Source organism: Mesorhizobium sp. 10J20-29, from assembly GCF_054130485.1.
Window position 1 is genome coordinate 1,756,706 of record NZ_CP199156.1, and the last position, 24,335, is coordinate 1,781,040.

At 64.7% G+C, this 24,335-nt stretch carries 23 protein-coding genes; 3 read left to right on the forward strand and 20 right to left on the reverse strand.

Features of this window, described 5'->3' with window-relative positions:
• Positions 1-32: 32 nt before the first annotated feature.
• The 4 genes from ACT2BZ_RS08380 to ACT2BZ_RS08395 are packed head-to-tail and all read right to left on the reverse strand — an operon-like array spanning position 33 to position 3,562.
• The gene (locus ACT2BZ_RS08380; RefSeq protein WP_457940424.1) at positions 33-953 is read right to left on the reverse strand and encodes an ABC transporter permease; all 921 of its coding nucleotides are present in this window, start codon (positions 951-953) and stop codon (positions 33-35) included.
• Positions 953-1,858, reverse strand: coding sequence for an ABC transporter permease (locus tag ACT2BZ_RS08385; RefSeq protein ID WP_457940425.1), 906 nt, complete (start codon positions 1,856-1,858; stop codon positions 953-955). The genes ACT2BZ_RS08380 and ACT2BZ_RS08385 overlap by 1 nt, the downstream gene beginning before the upstream one ends.
• Positions 1,836-2,441, reverse strand: coding sequence for an ANTAR domain-containing response regulator (locus tag ACT2BZ_RS08390; RefSeq protein ID WP_457940426.1), 606 nt, complete (start codon positions 2,439-2,441; stop codon positions 1,836-1,838). The genes ACT2BZ_RS08385 and ACT2BZ_RS08390 overlap by 23 nt, the downstream gene beginning before the upstream one ends.
• Positions 2,438-3,562 carry a transporter substrate-binding protein gene (locus tag ACT2BZ_RS08395; RefSeq protein ID WP_457940427.1) on the reverse strand — a complete coding sequence of 375 codons (1,125 nt, stop codon included), beginning with the start codon at positions 3,560-3,562 and terminating at the stop codon, positions 2,438-2,440. Before ACT2BZ_RS08395 ends, ACT2BZ_RS08390 begins: the two co-directional genes overlap by 4 nt.
• 423 nt (positions 3,563-3,985) lie before the next feature.
• Here ACT2BZ_RS08395 and ACT2BZ_RS08400 point away from each other — a divergent pair, with 423 nt between their 5' ends.
• The gene (locus ACT2BZ_RS08400; protein ID WP_457940428.1) at positions 3,986-5,995 is read left to right on the forward strand and encodes a sensor histidine kinase; all 2,010 of its coding nucleotides are present in this window, start codon (positions 3,986-3,988) and stop codon (positions 5,993-5,995) included.
• A gap of 75 nt (positions 5,996-6,070) precedes the next feature.
• A complete protein-coding gene (locus ACT2BZ_RS08405) occupies positions 6,071-7,444 on the forward strand; it encodes a PAS domain-containing protein (protein ID WP_457940429.1) in 1,374 nt (457 codons plus the stop codon).
• Positions 7,445-7,500: 56 nt separating this feature from the next.
• Here the strand turns inward: ACT2BZ_RS08405 and ACT2BZ_RS08410 are convergent, their stop codons facing one another.
• The 9 genes from ACT2BZ_RS08410 to ACT2BZ_RS08450 form a co-directional block, all read right to left on the reverse strand.
• Positions 7,501-7,815, reverse strand: coding sequence for a DUF982 domain-containing protein (locus ACT2BZ_RS08410; protein WP_457941254.1), 315 nt, complete (start codon positions 7,813-7,815; stop codon positions 7,501-7,503).
• A 706-nt stretch (positions 7,816-8,521) separates the two neighbouring features.
• A complete protein-coding gene (locus tag ACT2BZ_RS08415; protein WP_457940430.1) occupies positions 8,522-9,157 on the reverse strand; it encodes a hypothetical protein in 636 nt (211 codons plus the stop codon).
• Between the two features lie 141 nt (positions 9,158-9,298).
• Positions 9,299-9,580: a BMC domain-containing protein gene (locus tag ACT2BZ_RS08420; RefSeq protein WP_457940431.1), complete on the reverse strand. Its 282-nt coding sequence runs from the start codon at positions 9,578-9,580 to the stop codon at positions 9,299-9,301.
• A gap of 24 nt (positions 9,581-9,604) precedes the next feature.
• Positions 9,605-9,862 (reverse strand): EutN/CcmL family microcompartment protein, encoded by a 258-nt coding sequence (locus ACT2BZ_RS08425; protein ID WP_457940432.1) that lies wholly within the window; start codon positions 9,860-9,862, stop codon positions 9,605-9,607.
• Positions 9,859-10,281 (reverse strand): hypothetical protein, encoded by a 423-nt coding sequence (locus ACT2BZ_RS08430; RefSeq protein ID WP_457940433.1) that lies wholly within the window; start codon positions 10,279-10,281, stop codon positions 9,859-9,861. Before ACT2BZ_RS08430 ends, ACT2BZ_RS08425 begins: the two co-directional genes overlap by 4 nt.
• Positions 10,274-10,885, reverse strand: coding sequence for a BMC domain-containing protein (locus ACT2BZ_RS08435; protein ID WP_457940434.1), 612 nt, complete (start codon positions 10,883-10,885; stop codon positions 10,274-10,276). Before ACT2BZ_RS08435 ends, ACT2BZ_RS08430 begins: the two co-directional genes overlap by 8 nt.
• Before the next feature lie 3 nt (positions 10,886-10,888).
• Positions 10,889-12,490: an aldehyde dehydrogenase family protein gene (locus ACT2BZ_RS08440; protein WP_457940435.1), complete on the reverse strand. Its 1,602-nt coding sequence runs from the start codon at positions 12,488-12,490 to the stop codon at positions 10,889-10,891.
• Between the two features lie 14 nt (positions 12,491-12,504).
• Positions 12,505-13,797 (reverse strand): class-III pyridoxal-phosphate-dependent aminotransferase, encoded by a 1,293-nt coding sequence (locus ACT2BZ_RS08445; protein WP_457940436.1) that lies wholly within the window; start codon positions 13,795-13,797, stop codon positions 12,505-12,507.
• 22 nt (positions 13,798-13,819) lie between these two features.
• Positions 13,820-14,788 carry a phosphotransferase enzyme family protein gene (locus tag ACT2BZ_RS08450; RefSeq protein ID WP_457940437.1) on the reverse strand — a complete coding sequence of 323 codons (969 nt, stop codon included), beginning with the start codon at positions 14,786-14,788 and terminating at the stop codon, positions 13,820-13,822.
• Between the two features lie 311 nt (positions 14,789-15,099).
• Here ACT2BZ_RS08450 and qhpR point away from each other — a divergent pair, with 311 nt between their 5' ends.
• Positions 15,100-16,167, forward strand: a complete 1,068-nt coding sequence (gene qhpR, locus ACT2BZ_RS08455) for an AraC-like transcriptional regulator QhpR (RefSeq protein ID WP_457940438.1) — start codon at positions 15,100-15,102, stop codon at positions 16,165-16,167.
• A gap of 39 nt (positions 16,168-16,206) precedes the next feature.
• Here the strand turns inward: qhpR and fabG are convergent, their stop codons facing one another.
• The 7 genes from fabG to ACT2BZ_RS08490 all read right to left on the reverse strand — a co-directional run bounded on the left by fabG (position 16,207) and on the right by ACT2BZ_RS08490 (position 24,017).
• A complete protein-coding gene (gene fabG / locus ACT2BZ_RS08460; RefSeq protein ID WP_457941255.1) occupies positions 16,207-16,986 on the reverse strand; it encodes a 3-oxoacyl-ACP reductase FabG in 780 nt (259 codons plus the stop codon).
• A 27-nt stretch (positions 16,987-17,013) separates the two neighbouring features.
• Complete coding sequence (locus ACT2BZ_RS08465; protein WP_457940439.1) at positions 17,014-17,832, reverse strand: ABC transporter permease; 819 nt, start codon at positions 17,830-17,832, stop codon at positions 17,014-17,016.
• Between the two features lie 2 nt (positions 17,833-17,834).
• Positions 17,835-18,692, reverse strand: coding sequence for an ABC transporter permease (locus tag ACT2BZ_RS08470; protein WP_457940440.1), 858 nt, complete (start codon positions 18,690-18,692; stop codon positions 17,835-17,837).
• 12 nt (positions 18,693-18,704) lie between these two features.
• Positions 18,705-19,769, reverse strand: a complete 1,065-nt coding sequence (locus tag ACT2BZ_RS08475) for an ABC transporter ATP-binding protein (RefSeq protein ID WP_457940441.1) — start codon at positions 19,767-19,769, stop codon at positions 18,705-18,707.
• Positions 19,770-19,867: 98 nt separating this feature from the next.
• On the reverse strand, positions 19,868-21,031 hold the full coding sequence (locus ACT2BZ_RS08480; RefSeq protein WP_457940442.1) for an ABC transporter substrate-binding protein: 1,164 nt from the start codon (positions 21,029-21,031) through the stop codon (positions 19,868-19,870).
• A gap of 260 nt (positions 21,032-21,291) precedes the next feature.
• Positions 21,292-21,726 carry a diol dehydratase small subunit gene (locus ACT2BZ_RS08485; RefSeq protein ID WP_457940443.1) on the reverse strand — a complete coding sequence of 145 codons (435 nt, stop codon included), beginning with the start codon at positions 21,724-21,726 and terminating at the stop codon, positions 21,292-21,294.
• Positions 21,723-24,017 carry a propanediol/glycerol family dehydratase large subunit gene (locus ACT2BZ_RS08490; protein WP_457940444.1) on the reverse strand — a complete coding sequence of 765 codons (2,295 nt, stop codon included), beginning with the start codon at positions 24,015-24,017 and terminating at the stop codon, positions 21,723-21,725. Before ACT2BZ_RS08490 ends, ACT2BZ_RS08485 begins: the two co-directional genes overlap by 4 nt.
• Between the last annotated feature and the right edge of the window lie 318 nt (positions 24,018-24,335).

Genomic DNA, 24,335 nt, shown 5'->3' on the forward strand with positions numbered 1-24,335 from the left:
TTCCCTTTCTTGGTTTTGCTGCTGGTGCCCGGTCATCTCAGCCGAATGCGCGGATCGATGAACGGGGTAACAAGATCGGCAAGCAGGTTGCCGATCACGATGGCGCAGGCCGAGACCAGCGTGACACCCATGATGATGGGGATGTCGATGCGCTGGATGGCCTGCCAGGCGAGCTGACCGATACCGGGCCAGCCGAAAACGCTCTCGATGACGACGATGCCGCTCATGAAGAGCCCGATGTCGATGCCGATCATCGCGATGATGGGCAGCACGGCATTGGGCAGGGCATGCCGAAACAGGATGGTGCCGCGCGCTAGCCCCTTGGCGCGGGCGGTGCGCACATAGTCCTGGCGCAGAACGTCGATCATCGACGAGCGCATCATGCGCGAATACCAGCCGGCGCCGAGGATGCCGAGCGCCACCGAGGGCAGCACCATGTGCTTCCATGTCCCGTAGCCCCCGATCGGGAACCAGCCGAGGCGCACCGAGAAGAAGTAGAGCAGCAGCAGGCCGACCACGAATTGCGGCGCCGAGACGCCGACGAAGGAGGCGATCATCATGGTCTGGTCGGCGACGCTGCCGCGCCGGACGGCGGCGACGATGCCCATGGTCAGGCCGAGCAGCAGCTCGCAGCCGATTGCGCCGACCATCAGGAGAAGGCTGGCCGGCAGGCGCGCCGCGATCAGCGTGCTGACCTCGGAGCGCTGCAGGTAGGAGCGGCCGAGGTCGCCCTGCAACAGTCCCGACAGATAGCGCCAGTACTGCACGATGAAGGGCTGGTCGAGCCCGAGCTGGCGCCGGATGTTCTCGACCGTCTCGGGCGTGGCGCTGCGCCCGGCAATCTGGCGCACCGGATCGGCCGGCAGCAGATAGAGCAGGGCGAAGGTAATGACCGAGACGCCGAGCAGGATCAACGCGGTCTGCAACAGGCGGCGGACGAGATAGGCGGCCATCAGTCCCTGCCCCGCTGTGTCGGGTCAAGAATGTCGCGCAGCGCATCGCCGACCAGGTTGAAGCCGAGGGCCAGCGCCAGGATCGCCATGCCGGGAAAGAAGACCAGCCAGGGTGCCGCCTGGAAGTAGGTCTGGTTCTCGAAGATGATGTTGCCCCAGGAGGGGGTCGGCGGCTGCACGCCGACGCCGAGATAGGAGAGCGTCGCTTCGAGCAGCACCGTCGTCGAGATGCCCAGTGTTCCCCAGACGATGATGGTCGGCACCAGGTGCGGCAGGATGTGGCGAAACAGGATACGGCCGGTGCCGGCGCCGAGCGTGCGCTCTGCCGCGATGAATTCGCGTTCGGCGAGAGAACTGGTCTCGGTGAAGATGACGCGCGCTGTCTGCACCCAGTTCACCAGCGCGATGACCATGGCCACGATCCACAGGCTCGGCTGGAACACGGCGGCAAGGCAGATGGCGAGCAGCAGCGCCGGAAACGCCATCATCAGGTCGGTGAAGCGCATCAGAATGGCGCCGATCCAGCCGCGGAAAAAGCCGGCGACGACGCCGACCAGCGTGCCAATGATCAATGCCGTCCCGTTGGCGGCGATGCCGATGATCAGCGAGGTGCGTGCGCCATAGAGAATGCGGGTCAGGAGATCGCGGCCGAGCAGGTCGGTGCCGAGCAGGAATTGACCGCCCGGCGGCATCGGCGCGCCTTCGATGGTCAGCCCATCGAACATCTGGTCATTGGGATCGAAGGGGGTAAGCCAGGGCGCAAACAGCGCGCCGGCGAGCGTGACGACGATGAAGAACAGGCCGATGAGCGCCAGCGGGCGACCGAGCAGGCGGCGCCAGACGCCGGCGCGGACTGGTGGCGCTACGGTTGCCACGGCGATGTCAGGCGATGTCGGTGCGGTCACCGGCAGTTCCTTCCTTCGACCAGGCAACGACACGCCTGGCGGCATCCTCCATGCTGATCTGCCAGCTCATGGCAAGCGCCCGAAGCTGGGCATAGGCCTGCTCGTCATCGAGACCGCGCGATGCGAGCAGCGTGACGGCCTGCACGATGGTGTGCCGCTCGGCGACGCGGTTGCGAAGATCGACGATTTCGGCGTCGAGGCGCTTTCGGGCGTCGAAGGCGCGTCGGGCAATCAGCAGCGCGCTATAGACACCGGCATTGCCGACCGGCTTCAGGAGATGCGCGTCGGCATTCTGATTGAGCGCCCATTCGATGCGCCCCGGCGCCTCCGAACCGATCAGCGCGATGGCCGGCATCGGCGCGGCACCGGGAGCCCAGGGAAACTGGGCGTCGTGGCCGAGGTCGGAGTCGAAGAACAGGAAGTCTGCGGCCAGTGCGTCGGAGGGAAGGTCCGGCCAGCAATCGACAGCGTTGACGCCGATCGCCGTCAGTTGCCGCGCGATAGCAGCGACCACGCCATGCGGACGGTGCACGATCAGCGCGGTGGCGCCGCCGAGATTAGGGATGCGGAAGCCGCGCTTCATGACACGACCCTCAGGGTCTGGCGTCCGAAAGTCAGCGTGCGGTCATAGCGCGAGAGATAGGGGTCGGGTGCGACGCTTGGCGTGATCTCGAGCGCTTCGACGTCCGGCCCGGCGATCCGGCCGATGACCACGGGAAGGGCCATGTGCTGGGTGCGCGGATCGACGCTGACGGTACCGTAGGGCGAAGCAAATCGGCGTCCGGAGAAGGCCGCCTGCAGGTCCGCCTGGCGCGAGCCATGTGCGGTCGCGAGAACGTCGGCGAGGATGGCGACGGCGGTGTAGGCGGCGGCCTCGAAGGAAGAGGCGCAGCGCCGCTTGCCGGCAAGCGGCCAGCCATTGGCCTCGGCCGCCTTGCGGAAATAGGGACCGACGACGAGATGGCCGTCGGCGACGCCATTCAGTGCCGGGAGCTCTGCTTCGGTCAGGTTGCAGGAGAGCAACGGGCAGGATTCGGGCGTGAAGAACCGGTCATCCCGGCCGAGCGCCGCATAGGCCTCGAGGAACGCATAGGAGGACGGGCCGATCAAATTGTTGAGGATGAAGGACGGCCGCGTGGCGCGGATCTCGTCGATCAGCCGCGCGACGTCGGTGTCGCCGAGTGCCAGGTAGCGTTCTCCGAGCACCTCGCCGCCGGCGTCGGCGATGAGGTCGCGGGCGACGCGGTTGGTTTCCCAGCCCCAGATGTAGTTGGAGCCGAGCAGGAAGCCGTTCGGGCCGTGGCGGCGCGCCACCCAGCCGATCAGCGGCACCAGGTGCTGGTTGGGACAGGCATGGGTGTAGACGACGCGGTCATTGGCCTCGAAGCCTTCATAGGGGCATGTGTACCAGAGCGTGCCGCTGTGTTTCTCGACGACCGGAATGGCCTCCTTGCGGCTCCACGAGGTGATGCAGCCGACGACATGGCGGGCCGAACTGTTGGTGAGGATGTCTTCGCAGAGCGGGGCGTAGCGATCAATATTGCCTTGCGGGTCGCGTTCGACCGCGATGATCTCGATCGGAGAAGCCGGGTCGGCATTGATGTCCTCGATCGCCGCCAGCGCGCCGTCGCGGCAGGCGTTCGACAGCAGCACGTAGCCACCCGACCGGGAGTATAGAAGTCCGACTTCGACCCGCTGCTTCAAACGCCAACCACCCCAAAACGCAAAACGCCCCGCAATCAGCGACCGGTCAAACGGTGCGATGTCGGGGCGCGAATGCCAACGGAAAATGTCCGATATGTTGGCTGAAGCGTACTGCACGGCAATCGAGAGTCAAGGGGCAGCCGGAGCGCAAAGCCGGTCGGTTCGCTGATTTCCCGGCTCTCGCCCGGTCTCGCCGGCCATCCGCGGACACGCGCCGGAAGGCAGGCACGGAGTGTTCAACATCGGATGGAAGGGCCTCGACCGGCACGCTCAAGGGGCTGTCGAGTGGCACCGCGAGAGGGTGCGGGAGATTGCCGGCCGGTTCATCGTCCGCTAGCCGCAGCGCCCCACTTTCCTTCCTGGAAAATTTCGCGTTAGCTGATCTTCCATCGGTGTGGCAGTGACCGGTGCCTGGGAGGATGATTGACAGGGACTCGCCGTTCGGCCCGTACCTATCTGATGGGACTGATCGCCGCGGCAGTCGTGCCGGTCTGGCTGTTTGCAGCCTATGTACTGGTTTCCTTTGCGCTGTCCCAGCAGGAGGGATTCCGCGACCGCGCCATCGAGATGGCGCGACAGGCCGCGGCAATCGTCGACAGCGAACTGAATGGCATGCTCCTGCGCATCGACGCGCTGGCTCGCTCGGCGGCATTCGCGGAGGGTGACTTCGCAAAGTTGCATGCCGAGGCGCAGCGCCTGGTAAGCGGCAGTAACCAGACGATCATCCTGCGCACGGAGGCCGGACGGCAGCTCCTGAACACCGGCCTGGCGCCGGGACAGCCCATGCCGTCGCTGCCGGCCCTTTCAGCCGTGGAGCTCGAAGGCCTTGCCGCCGGTCAGCCTCGCGTATCGGACGTGCATGCTGATGCGGCGTCGGGTGCGCCGAGCGTCTCGGTGATGCGCAGACTCCAGCTCAAGGACGGTTCACCCGTTCTGCTGGTCATCACTACGCCGACCGCCGCACTTCACCGCATCCTCAGGGTTCTGGCGCCGAAGCCGTGGGTCATCGGCGTCGGCGACCGCACCGGCGTCTACGTCACCCGCTCGGAGCGCCACGACGAAGTCACCGGCACGCCGGGAGTTGCGACCTATCTCAGTCGTGCGCTCGGCAGTTCGGGCAGCTTCACCGCCGACAACCAGTTCGGCGACACGCTGCTTGCTGGCTACGTCCGATCGGATTTCTCGGGTTGGCTTCATGCGGCCAATGTCGACCTTTCGCTGGTCGAGGCACCGCTCTGGCGATCCTTGTTCAGCATCCTGGCGATCGGCGCGCTGGCCCTTGCGGTTTCGCTGGTGCTTGCCCTGGCTGTCGGCAAGGTGCTGACCGGCGACACGTCCAGCCTCGCGCGCCAGGCCTTGATGCTCGGAGCCGGCAAGCCTGTCGAGCGCCTGCCGACGAGACTGCGCGAGTTCGAACTGGTCAGCGCTGCCCTGGCCGATGCCGATGCCGATATCCGCAAGCGCACCTCCGAACTGCAGGCCGTGCTCGACACGGTGCCGGTGGCCGTATGGTTCACCTACGATCCGACCGGCCGGCAGGTCATCCGCAACCGGCTGGCTGCCGAACTGATGAACGTGCCCGACGACCACGAACACCCGTTCGGAGCGCCCGATCCGGTGATCGAGACCGTGGCCTTCAAGGATGGCGAAGTGGTGAGCCGGGAGGACCGTCCGCTGACGCGCGCCATGCGCGGCCAGGAAACCGATCACGAGGAGTTCCTCTACCGGCTTCCGACCGGGCGCGAGTTTGTGCTGTCGAGCAGCGCTCGCGCCATCCGTGGCGAGGACGGCAAGGTCGTGGGCGCCGTGCAGATCAGCCTCGACGTCACCGAACGCAAACGCGCCGAGGACCAGCGCAAGCTGCTCACCCGGGAACTCGACCACCGGGTCAAGAACAACCTCGCCATCGTCCAGTCGCTGGTCCAGCAGACATTGCGCAACGCGAAGGACCTCGAGGAGGCAAGAAGCGTCGTGCGCGACCGGCTGTCGGCGCTTGCCCAGGCGCATGATGTCCTGGCGCGCAACGCCTGGCTCGAGGGCGATCTGCATACGACGATTGCGGCTGCGGTCCAAGCCGAGGCGAAGGGCAGCCGCGTCAGGCTGACGGGGCCGGAACTGATGCTCCCCCCGGGCTTCGTGATGACCATCTCGCTCGCCATGCATGAACTGATGACCAACGCCGTCAAATACGGTGCGCTGTCGATCGGCGACGGGCGGATCGAGATCTCCTGGCAGGTCACCGAGGGACCGGATGCCGAACTGGTTGTGCGTTGGCAGGAGGCCGGCGGGCCCCCGGTGTCGAAGCCGAGCAGGCTGGGATTCGGCTCGCGATTGCTCGAGCGCATGACCCAAAGCGAGGGCGGCTCGGCCGAGCGCACATTTGGTCCTTCCGGGCTGGTCTGCGTCCTGCGCCTGCCCTGGCGGCCCTCCTGACCCCGACCGGCGCTGGAACCGGAAGCCGCTCGCGGCATTCATGGATTGGCGGTTTGCGCCATTGGGGGAGGCAGATTGCGTCGACTGACGGATAATCGGCTGGAGGAGAGCAGCCTCAAGCTGCGCCTGGCCCTTCGCGCCGCCCGGATGGGCGTGTGGGACTGGACGATCGATACCGGCGAAATGAACTATTCGCCGCGCGCACGGGAAATCTACGGCTTCACGCCGGACGAAGCCGTGACCATCGACAAGGTTCGCGGCGCAACGCACCCCGAAGACCTTCCCAGAACGTCGGCGCTCGCGAAGCTGGCGCTCAATCCATCGATCCGTTCCAGGGAGCCATACGAATACCGCGTGTTGAGGGCCGACAACGGCGAGGAGCGCTGGCTGCGGGCGCATGGCGAAGCCATCTTCGAGGAGATCGAGGGCGTTACCCGGGCGACGCGTTACCTGGGGACGATCGAGGACATCACCAGTCGCAAGGCCACCGAACTGGCCCTGCAGGAAAGCGAGCGTCGCAAGCGACTGGCGCTAGAGGGCGCGCGCATGGCGGTATGGGAGCTCGATCTCGCGACCGACGCCCTGACCAGTTCTGCCGAGCTCAACCGGATCTACGGGCTCCCCGCCGATAGCCATCCCACAGTAGAGGAACTGCGCAATTTTTACGCGCCGGGAGAGCGCGAGCGGATTCAGGAAATCGGCATGAGGGCGATCGCCGAGGGCCGGTCGGATTTCGAGGCCGAGTATCGCATCCGGCGGCCTGACGGCAAGATCGTGTGGTTGCTGCTTCGCGCGGAAGTCGTATCGGACGAAGACGGGCGCATGACTCGTGTGATCGGCGTCGTCATGGACATCGACGAACGCAAGCGAAGCGAGGAGAGCCAGAAGATTCTGATGCGCGAGCTTGCGCACCGGGTGAAGAACTCGCTCAGCGTGGTCCAGTCGATCGCAACCCAGTCCTTCCGAGGTGGACGCGCCGACCCTGCCGCGCTGAACACCTTCCGCAACCGGCTTGTCGCGCTGGCTGACGCAAACGAGGTGCTGCTGAACCAGGACTGGAGCGGGTTCCGGCTGCGCGAGCTGGTCGACCGCATCGTCGCGCCCTATCGCGACCCGCATGATCGCATCGAGGTTTCGGGCCCGGTTCTCGATCTCCCCGCTCGCCTGAACGTTCCGCTTGCCCTGACCCTGCATGAGCTCTGCACCAACGCGTCGAAATATGGCGCTCTTTCCAGCCCCTTCGGCAAGGTGAGCGTCAGGTGGGAGAAGTCGGGAGAAGGAGAAATCGACCTGCTTTGGGTCGAACAGGGCGGACCGCCCATAGAGGGGCAGCCGGCCAAGGGATTCGGCCTGAGGCTGATCTCCGAAATCCTGTCGGTCGAGCTGGGAGCGGTCGAACTCTCGGCCGCGGAGCCGGGCCTGAGGTGCAGGATCAAGCTGCTCGTATAGCCGCGCCGACTGCGGCCGTCACGCGGCCGCGGTCTTGTCTCACGCGCGGCGTGCCGTCAGACGCCGCTACCCGGAACCGACACCCTCGGAATTGTCGCGCCGGCAGTCCCGGCGCCATCCGCCTTCCAGCCTCCCGGTCCGACGTCTTCCAGCAAGATGTCCAGCTTGAGGGCGAACGCGATGAAGGCAAAGCGAGCCGTATCGGCCGAGGTCTTTCCATCAAGCGCCGCCCGGCAGGCCGCCAGGGCGGCATTCTTCTCGCGCGCGTCGCCCGGCCAGTCGTTCAGGAACTCCAGGGCTTCCAGGACGTTGCGGATTTCCCGCCGGTAGCCAAGTCCGACGAGTACGAAAACCGGTCTAGCGAATTGCATGGTCACGACGTGCTGCTCCTGTTCATGCTCCCAGCCAATGCAGAACCCCGCGCCCTGTAACTCAATCCCGCAACGCTGGTTCCATCCGGAACGCTAGACGATCAAGAGGCCTGGCAGTGTTCGATTGGCCCGCTTGCGATCGCAGCGCGCCCTGCCGACCTGCAGCTGCAATTACCGGACAGCACTGCCGCGAGCGGCGAAATATGCGGTCCTCGATGTCGCGGTCGGTCAGGCGTACCCGCGGGAACCGCTGCGGCGTTCGGAAGTTTCAGCCGGATGATGAAATGGTTGAGAAGTCTCGCGGCAGAACTCCTTCCGGCATGGCACCGGCGCCGCCTGAGGCGTGCGTCCGAGGGCCGGGCCGTAAGGGGCGAGGACGCGCTGTCGAGATTTCGGCAGCGCATTGCCCTGGACGATTCGGCATCGGGCGACGCCGACAAGGCCGGGACGCGAAAGCCGGCGCAGCGGCAGGTTTCGGGAGCGGGAACGGATGCGCCCGGTTAGCCTCGCCGGCTACCGGGATTGAATTCCACCGCCGCTCTTAGGCGAACAAGGTGGAGTGGATGGCTCGGTGACCGTCGAGAAGTCGCCGCAGTGGCCTTCATCGCAAGTGACCATCGTTGCTCATGCAACCAGACGTCGCCCGAACAGCAGCAGAATGGCTCGTCGGAGCAAGCGCCGTCGCGGCGGACCGCCTTGGCAGCGATCAGGAGCGGCCCGGTCGGCCGACGATGCTTCCCAGCACCTCGTCGATGCGGTCACGTGCCCGCTCGCACTCGGCCCGCGTCCCGGCCAGGAAGAGCCGTCCGCTCGCGCCGATCATCTGGACATCGACGAGCGTGATGCCGGGCGCCACCCGCTCGGCCTCGTTGGCCGCAACGGTCGCGAATAGCGCCGGCTCCAGCTCGTAGACCAGCAGCGACTTGCCCGGCAGCAGCATCGAGGCTTCGCGCGTGCGGTTGAGGATGATGGCGTGCTGGTCCGAGACGTCCTCGATGATGTCGGCATAGAGGGTGCGCGGCCTCAGCTGGTCGTCGGCCTTGTGGCCGATGCCGTCGAGGATCGCCTTGCCGGCCTCCTCGAGTTGCCCGAGATCGGCGGAATGGAGTTCCAGGATGCCATATTGCCGCTCGGTGTAGAGCAGCCCCGGCTCCATGTCCGGCATCTTCTTCAGCGCAAGGTCGCAGATGCGGTGAATGGCGAGTGCGGGCGCAATCTCGATGATGAGCGAGTGTTCGCCCTGCATCGGCGGATAGCCGCGTGCACGGGTCGGCGTCGACATGTAGGCCGCGAACTGTCGGCCGAGATCCTTCACCAGCAGATAGACCCGTAGTTCTGTCATGTTCTCATCCGTCGCACGCGCTCCATCCCCCTCCGGCACGGAGGGAGGTCACAAGACGCCGGGGGCCACGCCCCGGCCTCGGCCGCGCAGCTGCCCGCACCGTCCAAGGCAGGCGACACGAGCGTGTCGCCTGGCGAGGCGTCACTTGCCGGTCGTGGTGGAAAAATGCTTGCCAAGGTCCGGATGCGGACGCGGAATGACATGCACCGAGACCAGCGTGCCGACGCTGGACGCAGCTTCCGCGCCTGCCTCGGTCGCGGCCTTCACGGCGCCGACATCGCCATTGACGATGACGGCGACAAGGCCGTCACCGACCTGCTCGCGGCCGACGACAACCACGTTGGCCGCCTTGACCATCGCGTCAGCGGCGGCGAGCGCGGCAACGAAGCCCTTGGTTTCGATCATTCCGATTGCATTCGACATGGTTCTCTCCTGTTTGCAGATTGGCTATTTGGATTTCTGTTTTGGTGTCTCGTCGAGCGACCCGATAATCAGCGCGTCGATCGGAATCTTGCCGCCGCCGAGCCATGTGGCAGCCGTGGACCCGGTAACGACGAGCACGTCCTCGCCGTCGCCGCAGCCGAGTACGTCGAGCGCGATGATGCGTCCGCCGCCGGCGCTCTCGACTTCCAGAAAGGCCCCGGAAGGAATGTGTTCGATACGTTTTGTGGCCCAGTATCGGCCCACCACGCGACCTCGAATCATTGTTCGACCCTTTCGATGCTGATGTTGCGCGACCTGGCCTTGTCCCGGGCCAAGGGGGTGATGCTGACGCCGGCGCCGAGCAGCAGGCGCGAGACGCCCTTCGGCAGCTTGGCTATGGCGGTTTCGGTTACGACGCCCTTGTCGATGCGATGGTCGGCAGCGGCCGCAACCGAGGCGGTCGGCGCCGCGGAGCCTTGCCGCGCCAGCGAGAAGGGATGGCGACCGCCCATGATGGCGGCGCGCACGCCCGGATCTTCCGCCAGGGCGAGGACCTGCCTTGCGAAGGCGGCCAGGTCCGCGTCGCTGGCGATCGTCACGGCGGAAGGCGCGGCGGGGGCTGCTTGACCGCCCTTCAGATGTCGAACCTCCTCCGCGATGACGTCGCGGATCAGGGTCCGGATTGCGTTCTTGTCAAGCATGTGCACCGTCCTTCAGCGCCGCGAGCGCGGCCTCGGCGCCCATGCGCACATCCGACTCCTCGCCGGAAAGATAGACGCGCCCGGTGGCGCCGAACATTCGGTAATCGATGACCTTGATGTCGGCGTTCTTCTCAGCCTCGTTGGTGGCAAGGATGGCGTAGGACGCCGGCTGCATTTCGAGCACGAAGAGCGACTCGCCCGGCAGGATCATCGAGCCAGACTTGTTGCGGTTGATCAGGAAGGCGTGGCCATTGTCGATGCGCGTGACGATCTTCGACGCCAGTATCTTCGGCGGGATCGCCTGGTCGGTGCGGGCATCCAGCACCTCGAGCACGGCTTCCGCGGCAGACTTCACCGACGAGGTCGAGCGCGAATGGAACTCGAGATAACCGAACTGCCGCTCGACCACGAGCATGCCGCCGCTGACATCGGCATGTTTCAGCGCCACGTCGGTCAGCGCCTCGATGTCCAGTCCCGGTGCGACCTCGATGATCTGTGCTGCCATGTTGGTGCGTGGCAGGCGGCCACGCATGCCGCTTGCCATGTAGCAGAGCGTCTGCGGCTGGAGCTGGTCGATGAATATGAATGAGCGAAGCTCGGCCATGGGTCAGGTCTTCTTCCCGGCGGCCAAGGCCCCACGCAGTTCTTCAAGCACCATCTTGCGGATTTCCTCGCGCATCAGCGCAAGCTCGTCGGTGCCGCCCGCTGCGTTCGAGGGCGCAGGATCGCCGAGTTTCGGCGCACCTTCCTGCAAGCGCCCGAGCGAGATCGGCGCTTCGAGGCCGAGCGCAAGGGCTGGGCCGCCGGACCATGCGTCGAGGCCGGCAAAGTCGCCGAAGGCTTCCGACGGGTCGTCATTGTAGGCGATCCGGGTCCAGTTGATGAGGTGCTGGGGGCCCACATTCTCGCCGACCGACGACGAGCCGAAATAGCCCGTGCCGATCGTGAAGGCGGGAGCCAGGTGGGTGCCGTATCCGGCCGCTCCCATGCTGCAGGGAGCGTTCACAACAACCCGCAGCGCCTTCACGGCGGCGCCATAGGCGAGGATCGTCGCTGAATGGTGGCTGTGTATTGCGGCGGAATGGCCGGCACCCGAAAGCCGGATCAGTGCCTTGGCCTGGTTGATGCCGGCCTGGGCATGCGGCACGCGCAGGAACCCGAGCACGGGGCAAAGCTTTTCCTTCGACAGCGGCTCGTCGATGCCGACGCGGTCGATTTCGACGAGGATGATCTTGGTGTGCGGCGGCAGGCGCAGGCCGATCATGGCGCCGATCTCGACGGCCGATTTGCCCAGCACCTCGACATTGAAGGTTCCACGCCCGAACAGCAGTTCGCGCAGCGCCGCGACTTCCTCCGGCTTGGCGACATGCGCGCCGGCCGAGCGCATCGACTGCACCAGCCGGTCGGCGACGCTCTCCACGGCCAGCACCACGCTCTCATTGGTGCAGAGGATCGAGTTGTCGAAGCTCTTCGAGGCGACGATGCGCTTGGCGGCTTCGTTGAGGTCGGCACTTTCGTCCACCAGAGCCGGCGCATTGCCCGGGCCGACGCCGATGGCCGGATTGCCGGAGCTGTAGGCAGCACGCACCATCGGCGTGCCGCCGGTCGCCAGGATCACGCCGACCCGTGGCGACTTCATCACATGCTCGATCAGCGGCAGGTTCGGGTGCTCGATGACCTGGATGATGCCGGCAGGGGCGCCGGCCTTCTCGGCTGCCTCGGCCATCAGCTTCGCGGCCCGCGCCGAGCAGGCCTTGGCCATCGGATGCGGCGAGATGATGATGGCGTTGCGCGTCACCAGCGCCATCAGGATCTTGTAGAAGACGCTGCAGACGGGATTGGTGGAAGGCGTCAGTCCAAAGACGACGCCGGCCGGCCGCGGCAGTTCCACCATCTTCAGGTCGGGTCTGATCCGGGCGGAACAGAAGTCCTCGCGGGAATAGAGCTCGAACAGCGCGCGCGACGTGAGTTCGTTCTTGATCTTCTTGTGCTCGGCAACGCCGAAACCGGTCTCGGCGACCGCAGCCTCGGCCAGTTCGCCTGCGTGGGCGTGCGCTGCCTCGGCCGCGGCGCGGGCGATCTCTTCCACCTTTGCCCGGCCAAATCGTGCATAGGCGGAGGCCGCCCATTCGGCCACCTGCAGCATCAGGTCGGCTGCGCCGGTTGGGCGCTTTTCACCGGCCAGGATTTCTTCGACTATCGCGGTCATTTCGACTTTTTCCTTCAGGCCGCGCGGGCTTTGCCGCGTCCGCGCCCCATGCACTCGGCATAGGCAAGGCCGACGCTGCGCTCGACACGCTCAAGCACCTCGTGACAGAGATCGGCCGTCATCAGCACGCCGGGCTTGAATTGCAGCACGCGTGGATCGAGCGTGGAAAAGATTGCCCAGACGCCGTTCTCGTACAGATGCCGCATCACCGGCTTGGCGCCCTCGGGAAAATCGAACTCGAGCCCCATGACGACGCCGCACTGGCGGATGCCGACAAAGAAGTCGGGATAGAGCTTCATGATCTCGTGCAGCCCGTTGCGGAACGTCTCCGAGATGTAGTTCACCATCGGCTTCACCGGCGGCCGCTGCAGGATTTCAAGCGTCTTCATGGCAACGAGACAACCGAGTTCGGCACCGCCCATGGTCGACATGTGCGCAAAGCCGTCCTGGGTCAGCCAGCCGGCATAGGGCTCGCGCACCACCACGCAGGCAATCGGATACATGCCGCCCGAAATGCCCTTGCCGGTTACGACCATGTCCGGGACGATGCCGTAGCGCTGGTAGCCCCACATCTCGCCGCAGCGCATCAGGCCGGTCTGCACCTCGTCGGCGATGTAGAGTGCGCCGTAGCGCTCGCAGAGCTTCTTGACGTCCTTGAGATAGCCCGGCAGCGGCATCGGAAAGCCGTAGGTCGCGGGGATCGTCTCCATGATCAGCGCCGCGACGTCGTTGCCCTTCAGGGCGTCTTCCATGGCGGTCAGGTCGTTGAACGGCACATGGACGAAATCCTCCGGCTGATCGGACAGGAAAATCTTCTTGAAGCGGTCGGCACCGGCGGCGACCGCCAGGCCGGTATGACCGTGATAGGCGTTGACGATGGAGACGATCTTGCGCCGCTGGGTCGCGTGCCTTGCCGTCTTCAGGGCGATGTCGATCGCTTCGGCGCCGCCCGATGCATACATCGTGTAGTGCAGGTCGCCGCCGCAGATTTCGGCAAGCCTTTCGGCGAGTGCAGTGCGCGCCTGCGACGGAAAGTGATGGTTGCCCATGTCGAAGCGCTGGGTGCCCCGATTGAGAATCTCGATCAGTTCGGGATGGCGATGCCCGATATTGTAGGTGCCGCCGTTGAGATGCAGGTCGATCAGCCGCCGACCATCCATGTCCCAGATGAAGTAACCCTCGCGCCGGTCGATCACCAGATCGACGCCCATGTCCTGCCACGCCTGGGTCTTGCCGGGGTTCCAGAACGTCTTCGACTTGGCGATGAATTCGCGCTTTTCCGGGCTCTGCGGCTTTACGTCCGACATGTTCAGGCTCCAGGTCCTTCGGCTAGCCGTACTGGCTCAGATAGCGCTCGGCCAATTCGCAGGTCCCGGTGCTGTAGCCGGGGCCTTCCGTGCGCGCGAGATCGGTTTCGCTGTGCGAGCCCATCCAGGCGAACAGCGTCATGCGGCGCATCAGGATGAAGGTCCACAGCTCGTCTTCGTCCTCCTTGGGAAGGACACGCTGGCGGCGATAGCCCTCCTTCCAGGCCTCCATCAGGTCCGGCACGTCGGCCCGGTCCTCGAAGAAGCTGACCGCCGTCGCGGCGTCGTAGAGGAACCAGCCAAGGCCGCAATCGTCGAAATCGATGACCCGGACATCGCCCTCATGCACAAGCAGATTGGCGAGGCGGAAGTCGGCGTGGATCAGGCCGTAGCGGTCGCTTCCCTTGCCGAAGCGGGCGAGCCGGCGTTCCATCAGATCAACCGCGCGCTGCAGCAACCGCTGACGCTCTGGCGTGCAATCTGGCCCGTCTTTCCATTGGCCCCAGTTGGCAGTGGCGCCGAAAGAATGCTCGAAATCCCAGCACAGCCGCTCGAAATAGGGTGGCCGCTCCCAGGTCTGGCTGTGGGTATGGCAGCGCGCAGTGACCTCGCCCAGTTGCCGGAATGGCGCCATCAACTCGTCCTGCGCCGGCTCGGCACCGTCGATGAACTCGAACAGCACGCAATTGTGCCCGGACGGGATCTGCTTCGTTTCGACAAACTGTATGTCGGCGCCGTCCATTCCCGGGATTGCCTGCGGTGTCTTGACGGCAGCCTCCGCCTGCAGCGCGCGCATCCAGTCCAGTTCGCTGCGGATGCCGTCGGTGGTGTGATAGTCGCTGCGATGGATGCGCAGGATGACCGGCCGTCCGCCACCGGCCGGCGTCACGCGATAGGTCCAGTTTTCGGAATGGTTGATCAGCGTGGCGCTGGCGCCCTCGAGACCCCAGCGCGGCAATGCAGCCATGGCCAGCCCATCGATTGCACGCAACGATGTATCCTCGGCTAGCTCCATGCCCATGCGCTGTCATTCTCCCTGGACGAAAAGTTGGGCTTCTGCTGGTGGCCAGTTGCTTCGCTGCTTTGCCTGAGCAGCTTCATCTGATCCACACCCTAGCCCCGGCGTCACCCCCACCGCTTGACCCGTGATGCGGCGATCTTGACAGCTGGATGGTCGATGCGGCGCCGGGCAGGGGCCCTTCTCGCCGGCACCCGATTGTCCCGCCGACCGGTTCCGCTTGAAGCGGTGGCCGCAGCCATGCAATCATTCACGGCATTCCTTGGCTGGATTGGATATCGGCAATGACGTTCGCTCTGCTGCAACCCAACTCGACGATCGCGCCTGACGGCGCGCCCGTCGTCTTGGCAGCAGCGGCGACCGGCCTGGTCGACTTCATCGAGGCGCAGGGCGGAGACGTGGATTCCATCTTCGGCAATTCCGGCATCGCGCCGGATATGGCCGGTGCGCCAACGCTCAAGGTCAAGCTGTCGTCCTACTGCCGCCTGTTCGAGGAGGCCGCGCGCCAGATCCGGTCCGGTCATTTCAGCGAGGGCAATTTCGGCCTCTGGTTCGGCCAGCAGTTCCAGCCCCGCGATCTCGGCATGTGGGGCTATGCGGCGGTCTCGGCGCCGACGCTTGGTCAGGCGCTCGACAATCTCGTGCGGCTTTTTCATTACCATCAGGAATCGTCATGGATGCGGCTGGTCAGGAGTGACAGCGGCATGATGCGGCTGGAGTACCAGATATACTCCTCCGAAATCGTCGAGCGCCGTCAGGATGCGGAGCTCTCGCTGGGAATGTTCGCCAATGTCATCCGCGACTGCGGCGGTTCGAGATGGGCGCCGGTCGAGGTGCATTTCGAACATGCCCGTCCGCAGTTCTGGCGCGAGCATGAGACCGCATTTGACGCGCCGGTCTATTTCAGCCAGCCGACCAACGCCCTGGTCTTCCGGCCGGAACTTCTCGACCGCCCGATGCCGGGCAGCGACCTGCAACTGATGAGCATGATGCAGACTTGCCTGGAGTCGCTCGGTTCGCATCGCACCGGGGACGAGGGGCTGGTCGACCGGGTCAAGACGGCCATTCGCGTCGGCCTTCCGAATGGCTATCCGCGCATGGATAGGATCGCGCACGAACTGCGCGTGACGCCGGCGAGCATCCAGCGCGACCTGGCCGAGGAAGGCATGACCTACAAGGATGCCGTCGAGCAGACGAGGCAGAATCTGGCGCAGATGTATCTCGACCAGCGGCAGCTGCCACTGACCGAGATCGCCCTGCTGCTCGGCTACTCCGAACTGTCTGCGTTTACGCGTGCCTTCACGCGCTGGACCGGTGTCAGCCCGCGGGCCTGGCGCAAGGACGGCGCGTGACGCCAGCGCGTCACGAACCCCGATCAGAATAAGCGTCGGTCACATCTGCGACAGAGCGTCCGACGATTCAGGCAGGATCTGACCGCCGTCGACGATGATCGTCTGGCCGGTGATGTACCGCGCCTCCTGGCTGGCGAGGAACAGTGCCGCGTGGCCGATGTCCTCGACATCGCCCAGCATGCCGAGCGGAACCGATGCGGCCATGGTCTTCATATATTCCGGGCCGAGATCCTTCAGCCCCTCCGTCACCACGTTGCCGGGCAGGACGGCATTGACCGTGATGCCGTACTTGGCCAGTTCCATGCAGGCGGTGCGCATGAAACCGAGCTGTCCGGCCTTGGACGCGCCGTAGTGGCTCCAGCCCGGGAAGGCGGTGTTGGGTCCGGTGATCGACGAGGTGATGACGATGCGGCCCGCACCGGAGTTCTTGAGGTAGGGGACGCAGGCCTTGACCGACAGGAAGGTGCCCTTGAGGTTCGTTGCCTGCACCTCGTCCCATTCCTCGGGGCTCATCTTTTCGATGGTCACCTGCGGAAACATGCCTGCATTCGCGCACAGCACATCGACGCCGCCGTAGCGGTCGGCCGCAGCCTTGGCCATGGCTTCCATGTCTTCCAGCTTGGTGACGTCGGCCGAGAAGCCGCCGGCCGTATAGCCCTGATCTGTGAACTCCTTGGCAACGGCGTTGGCCGAGGCCAGGTCGCGTCCGACGATCATGACCTTGGCGCCATGTTTGGCGAATACCGTCGCAATGCCCTTGCCTATGCCCTTGCTGGCGCCCGTGACGATTACCGATTTACCCTTCAAGGATTCCGCCAGCATCTTCAGTCCTCCCGTTGCGCGGTGTCAGTTCGAGTCGACGTCGGCCGTTCGGCGGCGACGAAGGATGACGATCATCAGGTAGCCGACCAGCATCAGCAGAGCGGCGCCGAAAGTCGAGACGGTGCCGAGCACCGGCACGCCCGGCGTGTAGCCGGCTATCATCTTGGCGTAGAGATATTCCGGCAGCGTGGTATCGGCGCCGGTCGTATAGAGCGACAGCGGGAAATTTCCCCATGACAGAAGAAACGCGAACAGCGCGCCGGAGAAGATGCCCGGGAAGAGTACCGGCAATGTCACTTCGCGAAACACCTGCCAGCGCGTGGCACCGAGATCGAAGGCCGCCTCTTCCAGCGCCGGGTCGAACGAGTAGACCTGGATCGAGATCACCAGCGTGCAGACGGGAATGATCCAGACGAGATGCGCGAATACCGCCGTCTGCCAGGACATCGTGAAGCCGAGCGCATTGAAGTAGAGAAGCAGCGCCAGCCCGAGCACGGTCTGCGGAAAAAAGATCGGCAGCAAGACCAGCTTCTGGTAGATCGACCGGCCCTTCCACTCATAGCGGGCAAAGGCCAGCGCACCGAACAGGGCGATGACGACCGCAATCACGGTCACGCAAAGCGCAATCGCCAGCGACGTCCTGAAAAGCTGATGCACCTCCAGCGAGTCGAACGTCTTCTGCCACCAGACGAAGCCCCACTTCGTGATGGGGAAGCCGAAGTAGCGGCTCGATGTGCTCGACGCGAGGAACAGGCTCAGCGCCGGCAGGTACATGAATATGATGACCGCCCCGGTCCAGGACCAGATCAGTGCGCGGCGCATGCGATCTGCGGAACCGTCCATGCTCACTTCTTCCCCAGGATGGTGTCGAGATCGAAGCGCCGCAGGACGACGAGAACGAGAGTGCCCACGACCAGCATCAACAGCACGGAGAGAGCCGCTCCCAGCGGCCAGTTCTGGGCGTAGGTGAAGGCTGTTTCGATGTCCTGGGTGATCGGAATGATGCGCTGGCCGCCGAGCACCTTGGCTTCGGCGATCGCGCCGACCGCCAGCACGAAGGTCAGCAGAAAGCCGATGACGATGCCCGGCATCGCCAGCGGCAGGTCGACCTCCTTGAACACCTGCCAGCGCGTGGCGCCGAGATCGAACGCGGCGTCGCGGGTCTGCTGCGGCACCATCGAGACACCGAGCGTCATCGGAAACAGCATGAACGGCAGGTAGACATAGACCATGCCCATCAGGGTCAGGCCTGTCGTGAACAGGATGCTTTCGGGCTCGTAGCCGAACATCGATTTCAGCGAGCCGAGCAGCACGCCGTTCTTGATGAAAAAGAGGATCCACCCGTAGATGCGAACATTCTCGGAGACGAACAGCGGCAAGGTGAAAAGCAGCGTGATGAAGGTCGCGTACTTGCCGAACACCCTGGTCATCCCGAAGGCTACCGGATAGCAGATCATGGCCAGGATCAGCACTGTCGCGGCCGCAAGCCCGAGCGACCAGACGAACGGTATGTAGCTCGATGAGTTGAAGATCTCGGCGTAGTTGTCGAGGTTCCAGTCCTGCCACAGGTCGAAGGTGCGCGACGGAACGAAGCTGTACATGACGACCGTGACGAGCGGGGCGACGAACCCCAGCAACAGGAACAGCATCACCGGAATTGCGTGCCGCGGGCCGGGCCGGAAAATCTTTGCGAGCCTGTCCATCACCGATTCCGCTCAGTCCGTCACAAGGATGCTGTCGTCGGCGTCCCAGCCGATCAGAACCTTGTCGTCCCGGTGTCCGCCAAAGGCCTGCTGGCGCAGCTTCTCGACGATGAAGACGTGGTCGCCGACCCGCACCTGGTACTGCACGCGAGAGCCCAGAACGTATTCGTTGTACAGACGCCCCTCGAGGCAATTCTGCGCCTCGTCGGGCTTGGACAGGAAGCGCAGCGATTCCGGCCGGACCACCAGGTAGCCGGCACCGAAGCCCTCCGGCACGGCGGGCGTCTTGAGGCTGGCGCCGAATTCCTTTGCCTTCACCTGCGCAGTGCCGTCGGCCGTGACGCCGATGATATTCACGTCGCCGATGAATTCGGAAACGAACTTGGTGTGCGGCGCGGAGTAGATTTCCTGTGGCGATCCTACCTGGATCAGCTTGCCGCCCCGCATGACGCCGATACGGTCACTCATCACCATAGCCTCTTCAAGGCTGTGGGTGATGTAGATGAAGGTTTTTCCGGTCTCCCGGTGAATGTCCTTGAGTTCCTTCTCCAGCGTCTTCCGGAGCTTGTAGTCGATGGCCGACAGCGGCTCGTCGAAGAACAGGATGTCAGGCTCGTAGGCGAGGGCGCGGGCCAGTGCCACGCGCTGCCGTTCGCCGCCGGAGCACTTGGTGACGTTCTTTGAATAGTAGGATTCGGGTAGCCGCAATTGCGACATGAGTTCGAGCGCGCGGGCCTTGCGCGTCGCCGGATCGACGCCCTTCATCTTCAGGGAGAACTCGATGTTCTGTCCGACCGACCGGTGTGGGAACAGCGCCAGCGACTGAAAGACCATGCAGGTTGGCCGCTTGTTGGCGGGCAGGTCGTTGATGCGCTTGCCGCGCAGCAGGATCTCGCCACTCGTTGGCGTTTCCATGCCGGTCAACATGCGCAGGAGAGTGGTCTTTCCACTACCAGACGGCCCGACGATGGTGAAGAATTCACCCTCGTCGAAATCCAGGTCTATCTTGTCCACCGCAGCCAGGGAGCCAAACGTCTTGGTCAGGCTGCGCAGCTGCAAAATTGGTACGCCAGTCATGAATTACGGAATCCGGTGATGGTGCGACACGGAAAACCCGGAAGTCGCCCAGCCGAAAATGCTGGACGACTTCCAAGAACGGGAGCAGGCAGGCCTCGTCAGCCGCCCGATGTTTCGCGCTTTACTGCGGTCATGATGTCCAGCAGCTTGTCGTAGTCCGGCACGATATCGTACTCGGCCGAACGCGCCATTTCTTCCTCGAGGCTGTCCCACTGGATGACGTCGAGTTCTTCCTTGGAGAACAGGTCGAAGCACGCGGAGTTGCCCATCTGCGTGACGGGATTGAACGTGCCCTCGGCGAAGGCCACGGTGTGGGACATTTCGGGAGACTGGACGTATTCGAGGAAGTCCTCTGCCAGCGGCGAAACGTCCGGATTGTTGACGACCGAGGTGATCTCGATCCACGAGATGCCGCCCTTACCGCCCTCGAAAGGACCGCGCAGCGGGGTGATCGCCCGGATGTTGAGGTTGCCGTCTGCGCGCGCCGGGGAGCACGAGTAGGTACCGCCCGTCAGGTAGAAGTCGATCTCGCCTGAAACCAGCGCCTGGTTCATCGTGGCCAGGTCGCCGACCATTCTCGCGCCCTTGAAGACCCGCTTCGCGGCGTCGGTGTACTTGGCCACCTCTTCGTCCGTATGCTCGCGGAAGGGGTCGAAGCCGGCGATGCAGCAGAGATCGAAGACGTTCCAGTCGTCGGACGCCTGGACGCCATACTTCTTGTCATTCGCGGCATCGTTCCACAGATCCCAGCCCTGGTCCTCTGCGGTAGCGCGGCTGATCTTGTCGGTGTTGACGACGAAGCTGTATGGGCCGAAGCGCTGGGCCATGCCCAGCAGCTGATCGCCGGCATCGTCCATCGCCCACTTGTAGGGCGCCTTGAAGGCCGGCAGCATCTTGTCGAAATAGGGCTCGAACCGGGCCTTGTCGATCGGCTTGATCAGGCCTTCCGGATTCATCACCTTGCGGGCCCAGGGGTTGTTGACGTTGATCAGGTCCCAGATGTTGGTCTCGCCGGCACGCAGCCGGTTGATCATGGTCGGATCGTTGGTGAGGGACTCGGCCCGCACCGTTGCGCCGGTCGACGTCCGGAACGGGTCGAGCACCTGCGCCGAGTTGTAGCCCTCCCAGCACAGGATGTTGAGTTCCTTGGACCGGTCTGCGGCCGCCGGGAGCACCCCGGCCATACTGCCGGCCGCAAGTCCACCCGCCATCAGTGCTGAATTCTGTAGAAAGTCGCGTCGTGTCTGGTTGAATTTGCTCATCGGTTCCACTCCGTTGGCGCGGCCCCGGAACCATCTTCGTGTCCCATGAACCGCTATGCGCTTGACCAAGCTCGGCCGCACCACCGTCTGCGCACTCGGTGACGCGTCATCATGTCTGCCTCGCGGCGCGTGCTGTTGCACGAGCTCGTATCGTGCTTTGCCTTGACGCTACGGACGTTAGGCAAGGCTCGCCAGCCGGTCTTGACAGTAAGACCCTCAAACTTGACAGAGTTGGACGCCAGCCCCGGCGCGGCGCCGTGTCAGAATCGGTACCCGAAAAGACCGCGCCGCTCGTAGACTTCGGCGGCCTCCTCGACGAAGGCCGCCATCCGCTCGGCGCCATGGCCTGCACGCAGCGTGGCGGCGGCTTCCAGCAATTGCGCTTTTGACTTGGCCCGGCCGGGACGCAGAAGTTCGTAGACCTCGAGCAGGAAGTCCTGCGGCACGTCGACAAGTTCGGCCGCGCGCTCGAAGTTGCGGGCCAGCGTAGGCCGGCCGGCCGCGACTGCCACCTGTGCCTGATCGGACAGGGCCCTGGGTGTGATGCGAAGATCCTCGAGCGTCACCTCGCCGGCCTCAACCGCTGTCAGGGTCAGGTCGTCGAGGGTCTTGCCGCTCGCCGTCGTGACATCGGAGGGGCACTTTTCCGCGAGCGGATAATCGGCAATGCCAAGGCGGCGTCCCGGGTCTCTCATGACGTGGCCTCCAGGTCTGCAACCTCTAGATCCTCGGGCTGCGCGCCATCCTCGGCCAGCGCCGTCTCGATGGCATAGATCAGCGCGACCTGGGCATGGTAGCGGGCGCCAAGCGCCATGCCTCCGGTGGGCACCACCACCGGCTCCGGCATCTCGCCTGCGGCATAGACAGCAGCGTTCTCGCCAAACGATCGGTAGTGAGCCAGCGAGGTGATCGGCGCATTGGAAAACAGTTCCAGATTGTGGTGCGGCAGCCGGTCCGCCTGATGAATGACCGCGGTGCCCTTGGCCTGCAGTCCGATTCCGACGCCCGATCCCGCAAGCCTCGCCGCGGACAGACCCAGAAACGAGGTGTCGGCGGTATGGCGCATGCGTACCACCCTGACCGTGCCGCCTTTGGCCCTGATGCCTTCCGAAAGCGCCCGCAGCACCGCCGACAGGGGATGCCCTGCAAGCGTCTGGAAGAGCTTGATGCCGAAGGCCGGACTGATGCCGATGACGATCTCGCTGGCCGGTCCTTTCGAGGCCGCGGGGCCCAGCGCCTTGTAGGAGATCCGCGCGGCCTCGGCCGGCGCGAAGGCAGCCTCGGTGCGCAGCACTTCCTCGCGCGTCAGGACGTCGCGGATGGCGGCGAGTTCCCGGCGCCGCGCATCCGAGAGGCGATAGCCGGTGCCGGGGCCGACATAATCGTTCGGGTCGTTGACCGCGCTGACCACATGGCCGTCGCGCACGACGGCCGCCGTCTGGAGATAATCGCCGGAAACGCGGAGACGCACGACGTTCAGCAGGTTCTGTGCCTCCTCGCGAAACCCTCTCGCCGCCAGGGCCTTGATGACGTCCAGCACGTTGATGCCCTGCGCCTTGATCCTGTCGCTGATCAGCGCGACATCGCGGGGCAGATAGCTGTCGGTGTCGTTCGAGCCGGAGGCCACCGCGACACTGCGCTTCATCGCCGCCGTCGGCGTGCCGAGGCCGAGTTCGTCGAGAACCGCCGCAAGGGCCTCGATGGCGCGGCGCCGCACGTCGAGCGCGGTCGCTTCCTCGACCGACGTCAAGCCGCCATCGGCCTCGAAGTCGCGCTGCAGCACCAGGAAGTCCTCCATCTCCTCGCCGTTGAACGAGGAGGGGTTGAAGGAGTTGTCGTATTTGAGGATCGAGCCCATGCCGGAACAGACGAGATCCGACCCGGCGATCAGAAAGGGAAGGATCTTCGCACCGACCCGGATCTCGGATTCCGAGTGGCGCGCGTCGTTGCCGGTCGCGCATTCGAGGTCGAGCCAGGCTGCGATCAGGTTCTCGGCCATCAGCTCCCGCACGCCGCCCGGCATGGACGCCGCCAGCGGTGCACCGTCGATGCCGCCATTCTGCGTTCCCTGCACGCCCATGGCCCTTTGCAGGCAGAGGCAGCGGGCCTCGAGATAGAGCAGCGACTTGGATTCGTGGAATCCCATCAGCAATTCCGAAGCGGCACCCGAGGTGCAGCGCATCTTGATGCCGCGCGATGCATAGGCGGCTGCCAGGAAGGCCTTGGACCAGGGCGTGTCGTCGCCGTCGGTGAAGGCGCGCTCGGTGCCGTAGACGGAGACGGTCTCGGCATAGGAGGTGAAGCCCGCCATGCCGATCTGCAGTTCTTCGGCCTCTTCGCTGGCGCACTGGAACAGCGTGCCCCAGCGCCCGACCGACACGCCCACCGCGCAGGCCAGCGCGTTGGACCAGGCGTTGCGCGCCACGCGCATCGTGGTCTCGACCTCGTCGAAGCCGAAGGCCACCGCGATCGCTGCATCCGCTGCCAGTTGCAGCGGGTCGTCCTTGGCGTTGGTGACGTGCCCCTGGTTTCCGGGCGTCTTGCGGGTACGCATCTTGGAAAAGGCAAAGGCCAGTTCGATGGAAGAGAGCTGCGCCACGGCCTCGGCGAGCTTGGCCGGCGTCAAACCGTGTGCAAGGCGCGTCAGTTCGGTGCGCGGCACCGCGACGTCGACAAGCATTCGGGCAAGCCGCTCGGAAGGGATCGCCATTGCGGTCTCGGCCATCTCGAGATCGAGGTGATGCTCGGCCACGAAGGCATCGATCATGTCGAAGTCGGCCAGCGCCGTACCGTCCATCGAGACGATACGTCCCTTCGCGATCTGCAGGCCGGGAGCGGGATCGCGCGCGCCCTTGAAGGCGGCAAAGCCGTTCTCGGGATCCTCGACCGCGAACCTGTCGAGCCTGAGCGGCCGCTCATCCCAATCGGCGAAACGGCGCCAGCGATTTGCACCGCTAACGGCGTCAATCTCGGGCTGATCGGTCATTGCCATTCCTCCGTCAGGCTGTCTGACCGTCGGTGTTCGGGCAATCGATGTCTTGTGCCACCACAGGGGGGGATCGTTGCAAACCGACAGGCACACCCTACAGAGCCGCACTCCGTCCGGCTTGACCGAAAGCGGGCCAAGCTTGACAGATCGTGGCATGTTGCCTTGCAGCATAATGGGGCACGTGCCATGATTTTGTCGCTTGTCATTCCGCAGAGGCATTTTCCGGAACGATAAGAAGGGGTCGAACTGAATGGGCCAGGCTGGCCAGCTAACGTCGCAAATCGATACGCCCGTGGTCCTGATGGCCGCGGCCGC

Bases quoted from the DNA above. Each gene is read 5' to 3' on its own strand.
- ACT2BZ_RS08380 (WP_457940424.1), bottom strand. From the start codon at position 953: ATGGCCGCCTATCTCGTCCGCCGCCTGTTGCAGACCGCGTTGATCCTG.
- ACT2BZ_RS08390 (WP_457940426.1), bottom strand. From the start codon at position 2,441: ATGAAGCGCGGCTTCCGCATCCCTAATCTCGGCGGCGCCACCGCGCTG.
- ACT2BZ_RS08410 (WP_457941254.1), bottom strand. From the start codon at position 7,815: ATGCAATTCGCTAGACCGGTTTTCGTACTCGTCGGACTTGGCTACCGG.
- ACT2BZ_RS08415 (WP_457940430.1), bottom strand. From the start codon at position 9,157: ATGACAGAACTACGGGTCTATCTGCTGGTGAAGGATCTCGGCCGACAG.
- ACT2BZ_RS08420 (WP_457940431.1), bottom strand. From the start codon at position 9,580: ATGTCGAATGCAATCGGAATGATCGAAACCAAGGGCTTCGTTGCCGCG.
- ACT2BZ_RS08425 (WP_457940432.1), bottom strand. From the start codon at position 9,862: ATGATTCGAGGTCGCGTGGTGGGCCGATACTGGGCCACAAAACGTATC.
- ACT2BZ_RS08430 (WP_457940433.1), bottom strand. From the start codon at position 10,281: ATGCTTGACAAGAACGCAATCCGGACCCTGATCCGCGACGTCATCGCG.
- ACT2BZ_RS08435 (WP_457940434.1), bottom strand. From the start codon at position 10,885: ATGGCCGAGCTTCGCTCATTCATATTCATCGACCAGCTCCAGCCGCAG.
- ACT2BZ_RS08440 (WP_457940435.1), bottom strand. From the start codon at position 12,490: ATGACCGCGATAGTCGAAGAAATCCTGGCCGGTGAAAAGCGCCCAACC.
- ACT2BZ_RS08445 (WP_457940436.1), bottom strand. From the start codon at position 13,797: ATGTCGGACGTAAAGCCGCAGAGCCCGGAAAAGCGCGAATTCATCGCC.
- qhpR (WP_457940438.1), top strand. From the start codon at position 15,100: ATGACGTTCGCTCTGCTGCAACCCAACTCGACGATCGCGCCTGACGGC.
- ACT2BZ_RS08465 (WP_457940439.1), bottom strand. From the start codon at position 17,832: ATGGACGGTTCCGCAGATCGCATGCGCCGCGCACTGATCTGGTCCTGG.
- ACT2BZ_RS08470 (WP_457940440.1), bottom strand. From the start codon at position 18,692: ATGGACAGGCTCGCAAAGATTTTCCGGCCCGGCCCGCGGCACGCAATT.
- ACT2BZ_RS08475 (WP_457940441.1), bottom strand. From the start codon at position 19,769: ATGACTGGCGTACCAATTTTGCAGCTGCGCAGCCTGACCAAGACGTTT.
- ACT2BZ_RS08480 (WP_457940442.1), bottom strand. From the start codon at position 21,031: ATGAGCAAATTCAACCAGACACGACGCGACTTTCTACAGAATTCAGCA.
- ACT2BZ_RS08485 (WP_457940443.1), bottom strand. From the start codon at position 21,726: ATGAGAGACCCGGGACGCCGCCTTGGCATTGCCGATTATCCGCTCGCG.
- ACT2BZ_RS08490 (WP_457940444.1), bottom strand. From the start codon at position 24,017: ATGACCGATCAGCCCGAGATTGACGCCGTTAGCGGTGCAAATCGCTGG.